General features: G+C 41.1%; 6 protein-coding genes. 3 read left to right on the plus strand and 3 right to left on the minus strand.

Features of this window, described 5'->3' with window-relative positions:
• Window positions 1-11: 11 nt before the first annotated feature.
• The 3 genes from AN214_RS02465 to speA all read right to left on the minus strand — a co-directional run bounded on the left by AN214_RS02465 (window position 12) and on the right by speA (window position 3,780).
• The gene (locus tag AN214_RS02465; RefSeq protein ID WP_054978269.1) at window positions 12-923 is read right to left on the minus strand and encodes an acyltransferase; all 912 of its coding nucleotides are present in this window, start codon (window positions 921-923) and stop codon (window positions 12-14) included.
• The gene (locus tag AN214_RS02470) at window positions 923-1,810 is read right to left on the minus strand and encodes an acyltransferase (protein ID WP_054978283.1); all 888 of its coding nucleotides are present in this window, start codon (window positions 1,808-1,810) and stop codon (window positions 923-925) included. The genes AN214_RS02465 and AN214_RS02470 overlap by 1 nt, the downstream gene beginning before the upstream one ends.
• 95 nt (window positions 1,811-1,905) lie before the next feature.
• Entirely contained in the window at window positions 1,906-3,780 is a 1,875-nt protein-coding gene (gene speA, locus AN214_RS02475) for a biosynthetic arginine decarboxylase (RefSeq protein WP_054978270.1), read from the minus strand.
• Between the two features lie 172 nt (window positions 3,781-3,952).
• Between speA and speE the strand changes: the two genes are divergently transcribed.
• The 3 genes from speE to AN214_RS02490 all read left to right on the plus strand — a co-directional run bounded on the left by speE (window position 3,953) and on the right by AN214_RS02490 (window position 7,623).
• Window positions 3,953-4,813 (plus strand): polyamine aminopropyltransferase, encoded by an 861-nt coding sequence (gene speE, locus AN214_RS02480; protein ID WP_054978271.1) that lies wholly within the window; start codon window positions 3,953-3,955, stop codon window positions 4,811-4,813.
• A 139-nt stretch (window positions 4,814-4,952) separates the two neighbouring features.
• Window positions 4,953-6,968 (plus strand): glycoside hydrolase family 97 protein, encoded by a 2,016-nt coding sequence (locus tag AN214_RS02485; protein ID WP_054978272.1) that lies wholly within the window; start codon window positions 4,953-4,955, stop codon window positions 6,966-6,968.
• 151 nt (window positions 6,969-7,119) lie between these two features.
• Window positions 7,120-7,623, plus strand: a complete 504-nt coding sequence (locus AN214_RS02490; RefSeq protein ID WP_054978273.1) for a hypothetical protein — start codon at window positions 7,120-7,122, stop codon at window positions 7,621-7,623.
• Window positions 7,624-8,170 lie beyond the last annotated feature (547 nt).

An 8,170-nucleotide genomic window follows, 5' to 3' on the forward strand; every position in this document is an offset into this window, starting at 1 on the left:
ATAAATCCTTTTTAACTCGAATGCGCTGGCTTAATCGTTGGTAACTGCTCGTTTTCTTGCATTAAACTAATTTGCAGATCTTTATCTTGCCAAATTACATTAAGCTTTTGTTGAAATTCAACCCTAAACTCTCGGTCATGCTGATAATTACCAATTAGCTCTGCAGAGATAGGTTGCACTTTTATATCGACATGTATTTTAGTGAGCTTGCCAAACAGCATATCTTTACAAATTGTCTCGGATGTTCCGTGATACACAATACTGGTATTTAACAAACCATCCATTTTTTCACCAAGTACTTCAAGGGCAAAGGCAATGCCCCCAGCTTTAGGTTTAAGTAAATATTTAAATGGACTGCGCTGCTGTTTGTGCTTCGTTTCTGTATAACGTGAGCCTTCAACAAAATTAATAATGGTTGTAGGGTTTAATCTAAAATGACGACACGCGCGTTTAGTACGCTCTACATCCATGCCTTTAAGCTTTGGATTTTTAGCCACTTTAGCTTTGCTTACGCGCTTCATAAACGGCATGTCCATGGCCCACGCGCCAGCGCCAACAAAAGGTACCCATTTTAATTCATCTTTTAAAAAGAACTTAGGTGCAGGTAAACGCCCTAAGCCACTCAACACCATAATATCAAGCCAGCTTTGATGATTTGCGATAAGCAAATACCACGCTTTCTCGTCGAGCTCACCTTCAATGTCAACTTGCCAGTTGTCACACGCCAACCACACGCCTATATAGTTGCCTTTACACCAGGCCGCGTAAGCAATGTGTAAAATATCTCGGATAATCTGAAGCGGTAATACAATTTTAAGTAAGCCAATAACAAAAATAACACCGCCCCACAGCACGACGTTACATACTAAAATGGTAAAAATAATTGGTGCTAACAGTACACCTGGCAGGAATCTCGATAACATTAGACGCCCTCAGTTTGCTGTTGTTTTAGCTCAACAAGCTGCTGATCTTTACCTTGCCAAAGCGCATTTAATTCATTTTGAAATTGCACACGAAACTCTGAGTCACTCGAATAATTACCTACCCAACTCGCAGAGACAGGTTTTACCTCAATGTGCACACGAATTTCAGGCACTTTACCAGCTAAGTAATCAAAAAAGCTCGGTGTGCCATTTGGATAACAAATAGTCACATCAACAAGTTTGTTAAGTTGTTCGCCCATGGCTTCCATTACAAACGCAACACCACCCGCTTTAGGTTTTAGCAGGTTATCAAACTGGCTTTTTTGACGGGTATGCTTATCTTTTGTAAAGCGCGTACCCTCAACAAAATTCACAATGCTCACAGGAACATGCTTAAACTTAGCACAGGCTTTTTTGGTCGTTTCCATATCTTTGGTGCGCAGTGATGGGTTCTTTTTTAGCTGACTTTTACTAGCGCGTTTCATAAATGGAAAATCAAGCGCCCACCAAGCTAAGCCCAAAAATGGCACGTAAATAAGCTCTTTTTTCAAAAAGAAGTTTAAAAATGGAATTTTCTTATGCAGAACACGCTGCATCACTAAAATATCAACCCAAGATTGGTGGTTGGCAACCACTAGGTACCAATCTTTATAGGTGAAATCGTGATCGCCCGTTACCACCATTTTAGTTGGCGTGAAAATGTATTGAATAATACTGTTAGTACCAACCCAACGACTCGCACACCACTTAGCAAAAGCACTCCACATTGCTTGCCATGGCTTGATCGGTAAAAGTTTTAACACCCCAGAAATAAAAATTGGAACAAACCAAAATAAGGTATTAACGGTATAAAACAGTAGTGAAATAACGGCTCTTATATAATACAACATCACGCAACTTATCGAATTTACTGGATGAACAAGCTAAAAAAGGCCATATTTTAGCCTTTTTTCACTCAGCAATAAATAGCCTAACCAACAGGTCAGTCTTCGAAATAAGTGTAACCACTTAAGCCTGCGGCTAATTCATCAAAATACGCTTGCTGGGTATCGCTTGATAGATTGCTCGCAGCAAGGCGACTTTGATAGTTCGCTTTTAATGCACTCTCATTGTAATGCACGTATTTCAGTACATCTTCAACACTATCGCCTTTCAGTGCATTAGTGGTAGTAAAGCCATCGTCAGTGAGCTCGATATGCACTGAATCTGTATCACCAAATAAGTTATGTAGGTCACCTAGAATCTCTTGGTACGCGCCAACCATAAACATTGCTAGGTGATACTGTTCACCCGGACGGTAAGGCGGAATCGGCAAACTTGCTTCAACACCTGCACCATCAACGTATTCACGAATCTGACCATCAGAATCGCAGGTAATATCTTGAATAATTGCACGCTGTGAACATGACTCATCGAGGCGCTCAATTGGCATTACCGGGAACAGCTGCTCAATACCCCATACATCTGGCAGTGATTGGAATAAAGAGAAGTTAACAAAGAGTTTATCTGCTAACTTTTCATTTAAATCATCAATCACTTCTCGATGTGAACGGGCGCTGGCATTAAGTTGGCCACGTACCGCACGCAAAATGTCAAAATATAAGGTTTCAATCTGCGACCAATCGGTCATCGATAATAAACCGTGCACATATTGTTCATGCGCTTCACTGAACAAGTGCATTGCATCATGATAAATTTCAAGCGCTAAGCGCGGTGTTAAACGCTGCTTGGCTTGCCACATTTCTTGTAATACTTGCGGCGAATTATCTGAAAGTACAATATCGCTGTGTAACTTTGGCGCTTCTTCCACATCGATCACATCGGTAATCAATACTGCGTGGTGCGCCGTAAGTGCACGCCCTGATTCAGTAATAATATCTGGTTGCGGTAAGTTAAGTGCTTCGCAGGTATCGGCAAACGTATTCACTACGTTACGCGCATATTCGGCAACCGTGTAGTTCATTGAACATGAATTACGCGAGCCTGAACCTTCATAATCCACACCTAGGCCACCACCCACGTCAATGGTTTTTAGCGCCACGCCCATTTGGCATAACTCTGCATAATGACGCGCACATTCTTTTAAGGCGCGATGAATGTCACGGATATTGGCTATTTGAGAGCCAATATGAAAATGCACTAAATTTAATAAATGGCCTTTGCCCGCTTTGTTTAAGCGCTCAATTGCGCTTAGTACCTGACTAGCCGTTAAGCCAAACTTCCCTTTTTCACCACCGGTATTTTGCCACTTGCCTTTGCCTACTGAATTTAAGCGAATGCGAATACCAATTCCTGGCTCGATACCTAATTTTTCGATTTCTTGCAGCAGTACATCAAGCTCCGAAAGCTTCTCAACCACAATATTTACATCGTGCCCCATGGCTTGGCCAATACACGCTAAACGCAAAAATTCACTGTCTTTGTAGCCATTACATACAATGCGAATAGGCTTATCCGCTACACCCAAAATAGCCATTAGTTCAGGTTTAGAGCCTGCCTCTAACCCTACTTTGTTGCTTTGGTGGGCGAGTAGCTTTTTAACTACAGATGATTGCTGATTCACTTTAATCGGGTAGACACAGGTGTAATTACCTTGGTAATTCCGATTACTTTTAGCATCAGCAAATGCATTGACTAAGGTATCAACACGCGACTGTAAAATATCGGTAAAACGCACAAGCACAGGTAAGGTTAACCCCTGCTCTTTAAATTGCTCTGTTAAGGTTGCCAGCGAAACACCCGGTTTGCTGTGATCTTTATCTGGAAATGCAACCACTTCACCTTGCTCATTTATATCAAAGTAGCCTTCACTCCAATGAGCGATATTGTATGTTTCACGTGCGTTAGTTATAGCCAATGTAAGGTCTTCATAAAGTCAGATAGTTAGCGATATTTTAATTTGCTTTTTACACACTAGCCATAAAAATTCATTTGTTCGGCTATAATTTTATTTTCTAATTGAGTAACACGCATTTCGCTGGCAAAATTGCCGCGATTTTTAAACACATAAATGGTAAGTGAAAACTACTATGTCTAATTTAGATGCTAATACTTGGTTCACTGAAATAAGTGATCGTGATGGCAGTGCTTTTTCACTGCGCATTAATAAAAAACTAGAGTCAAAACAATCACCTTTTCAACTAGTTGAAATGTATGAGACAACAGACTTTGGTAATTTAATGATTATTGATGGCTGTACTATGGTAAGTACACGCGAGAACTTTTTCTATCATGAAATGATGAGCCATCCTGCGCTGTTTTCACACCCTGCACCAAAAAATGTTGTGATCATTGGCGGTGGTGATTGCGGCACATTACGTGAAGTACTAAAACACCCGGACATCAAAACCGTTCATCAAATTGATATTGATGAAGTAGTAACTGAAATGTCGTTAAAATACTTTCCTGAATTATGTGAATCAAACGACGATCCACGCGCATCTGTCATGTTTGATGATGGTATTAAATTTATGGCTGAAGCTGCACCAGAATCAATCGATGTCATTATTGTTGATGGTACCGATCCAGTAGGGCCAGGCGAAGGTTTGTTTAACCATGCATTTTATACTAGCTGTTTAAAAGCATTGCGCACTGGCGGCATTTTGATTCAACAAAGCGAATCGCCATTAATGCACCAACAATTGCTGCGTGAAACCCGTGCAGCAATGTTAGACGTTGGTTTTGCCGATTTACAAACACTGCCATTCCCACAACCAATCTACCCATCGGGTTTATGGTCAGCAACGATGGCACGCAAAGGCGAAAACTTCACAGCGTTTAGAGCACAAGATGTTGAAAGTGCAACATTTAATACTGAATACTACAACGTAGGCATTCATCAGGGCGCATTGGCAACACCTAACTTCCTAAAGCGTGCATTAGCTAAATAAGCACTACTAACAAGTTAACAACTTTATAAAAGCCCTCTTTGAGGGCTTTTTGCGTTATTGAATACGTTTGCAAGCGCTGGTGTGATTTTTCGCAAGCTTTTACTCTTGATGCTCCCACATTGACAACAAGTGAAACAAGATGAAAAAAGCGCTTTTACTTCTTATGCTTGCGCCATGCCTGCAGGCAAAAACTGTTGCAGTAAGCTCGCCGAATCAGCAAATTAAAGTAGTTGTATCCGATGAGCAAGAACTGCCGAGCTACCAAGTAATTTTCAACGATCAAACACTGATTAGCCCATCAAGTCTTGGTTTTGATTTTCGCCAGCATCCAAGTCTTGGCCATAACGCAAAAATCAGCGATTCGGCCATTTCCTCACATAATGAAACATGGCAACAACCTTGGGGGGAGCGCCAGTCAGTTCAAGATAATCACAACAAACTCACGCTAACCTTTTCACAAGCTGACACCACATTTGATATCACATTTAAAGTATTTGATGATGGCATTGGTTTTCGATACGAGCTACCTGCTGAACAAAGCTATCTTGGTGCGGAAATCAGCAAAGAACTGACGCAATTCAACCTTACCGACTCACACGCGACACAATCTTGGTGGATCCCTGCACGTGAATGGAATCGCTACGAATATGTTTACAACAAAACACCGCTTAATTTAGCGCGTCATGTTCATACGCCAATAACCCTTAAGCGCGATGACAATATTCACCTTAGCATTCATGAAGCCGCGCTCGTTAATTTTGCCGCCATGACATTAAAGCAAGGCCGCGATGGACAATTTAGTGCCGATTTAACCCCTTGGAGCGATGGCACATTAGTCAAAACAAACGATGGATTTACCACACCATGGCGTACTATTCAGATCAGTGACTCAGCAGTTGGCCTTGCTAATTCAAACTTAATTCTAAACCTCAATGAGCCAAACAAATTAGGTAACGTTGATTGGGTCGAACCAAGCAAATACGTAGGTATTTGGTGGGGCATGCATATTGGCGAAAATACTTGGGGTAGCGGTGATAAACACGGTGCCACAACCCAGTTAACCAAAGAATATATCGATTTCGCTGCCGAAAATGGCTTTAAAGGTGTATTGGTTGAAGGTTGGAATATTGGCTGGGACGGAGACTGGTTCCACAATGGGGATGTATTTAATTTTACCCAAGCATATCCTGACTTTAACTTTGCCGAGCTAGCAGCTTATGGCAAAGCCAAAGGCGTAGCGATTGTTGGTCACCATGAAACATCTGGCAATGTAAGCAACTACGCAAACCAAATGAAAGATGCCTTTGCACTTTACCAAACGCACGGTATTAGCCAAGTTAAAACCGGCTACGTTGCCGATGGTGGTAATATCAAAAGAGTAGACGAAAAAGGCCAAATAAAACGTGAATGGCATGACGGCCAATTTATGGTAAATGAATACTTAGCCAATGTAACACTTGCTGCCAAACATAAAATTAGCATCAATACTCACGAACCAATTAAAGACACTGGCTTACGTCGCACTTATCCAAATTGGATTTCTCGTGAAGGCGCACGCGGACAAGAATACAATGCGTGGGGTACACCGCCTAATCCGCCAAGTCATGTACCTACCCTAGCGTTTACCCGTATGCTATCTGGACCAATGGATTTTACACCAGGTATTTTTGATTTATCGTTTAATGGTTTGGGCAGCGACACTAACCGACCGCAAACCACGCTAGCAAAACAGTTAGCGCTTTATGTTGTACTTTACAGCCCAATTCAAATGGCAGCCGACTTACCTCGTAATTACCGCGCAAAACCAGAAGCGTTCCAGTTTATCAAAGATGTACCGACAGACTGGCAACAGAGCAAAGCAATTGCTGGCGAAGTAGGTGAATACATTGTATTTGCGCGCCAAGATAAGCATTCTGATGATTGGTACTTAGGTGCAGTAACCGATGACAATGCACGTAATGAGAAAATTAACCTTAACTTTCTCGAACCAAATCGCAAATACATTGCCCAAGTGTATAGCGATGGCGAAAACGCTAATTGGGTCGACAAACCATACGAAATGGCGATCTACAACAAAACCGTTACGCAAAATGACGAACTTGCCCTGAAAATGGCGGCGGGCGGTGGCGTAGCAATTCGCTTTAAAGCGCTTTAACACTTGCTCATGCCATACGGCATACCTAAGCCCTAACAAATGTTAGGGCTTTTCTTTTGCCTAATTTTCACTAAGCTTAGGTGATCGCAAAGTAAGTTGTGTGTTTTTAATACTCACTTACTCAATAATAATAAGACGAAAGAGAACCCCAATGAAAAAACTATTTGTTATAGCCATGTGTTTGTTGCTGCAAACATTCGCTAACCAAGCTCAAGCATTAGACGAAAAACTGAAAATCTTCGAGCCTTATTTAGGCACGTGGGAGTCAACTTTTAGTAATGGTGCCGTTGATGTAAGTCACTGGGAAAGCGCACTAAATGGCACAACATTGCGCACTTTACACTCAATTAATGACGGCGCATACGGTGGTGAATCGTTAATTTTTTGGGATAACAAAAAGCAAAAGCTGGTGTTTTTCTACTTCACTACGGCTGGATTTTATACTCAAGGTGAACTGGAAATAACGGCAGAAAATGAATTCGTAGCGTATGAGGATGTCACGGGCAATAAAGATGGCATTACCAAAGTAAAATCTTCAAGCCGTTTAAGCGACGGAAAAATTGTGGTGAGTACCAGCTACTTCAAACAAGGTGAGTGGACTAAACCTGAATCTCGCAGTTATAGCCGCAGTACAAAAACAGTAAAATTCAAATAAATTAGACATAAAAAAGCCGACTTTGCAAAAAGCGAAGTCGGCCAAATAACCTAAGGGAAATAGTTCGTTCAGCAGCGAAGTATTTAAAATTAGTATACGGCCAGTAGGTTTCACTTTTATTACAAAGAGGGTAACCTGAATATAAAATTTTATGCTTTTTTAGAAAAATCCACTGCACAAAAAGCCCCCAACCCTGTAATTAGTTCAGAAACAAAAAATTAATTAACATTTTTAAATATTAAAAAAGCAATATAAATCAAAACATTAAATTCATCACACTGAAAACAGCTAAAAATAATGAGAACTATTCTCAAAAAGATATTGACAGTTTTTTAGATCTAATTGATAATCAATCTCAACAAGGAAGCAGTACACGCACTCACTCTTCTTTGTGTTTCTCGACCCTAGTAGCTTTTTAGGCTACGGCTGCTAGCAGCAGCGCTTCGCGCCCCTGAAGCTAAGTTGCTAGTAGCCAATTTATACGAATTACTTGCTACATTGCTCATATCGGTGACGGTAGATATGAAACCAAAAGGCCTCAGAACGA

Origin of the sequence: Pseudoalteromonas sp. P1-9, assembly GCF_001399975.1 — a bacterium.
GTDB lineage: Bacteria > Pseudomonadota > Gammaproteobacteria > Enterobacterales > Alteromonadaceae > Pseudoalteromonas.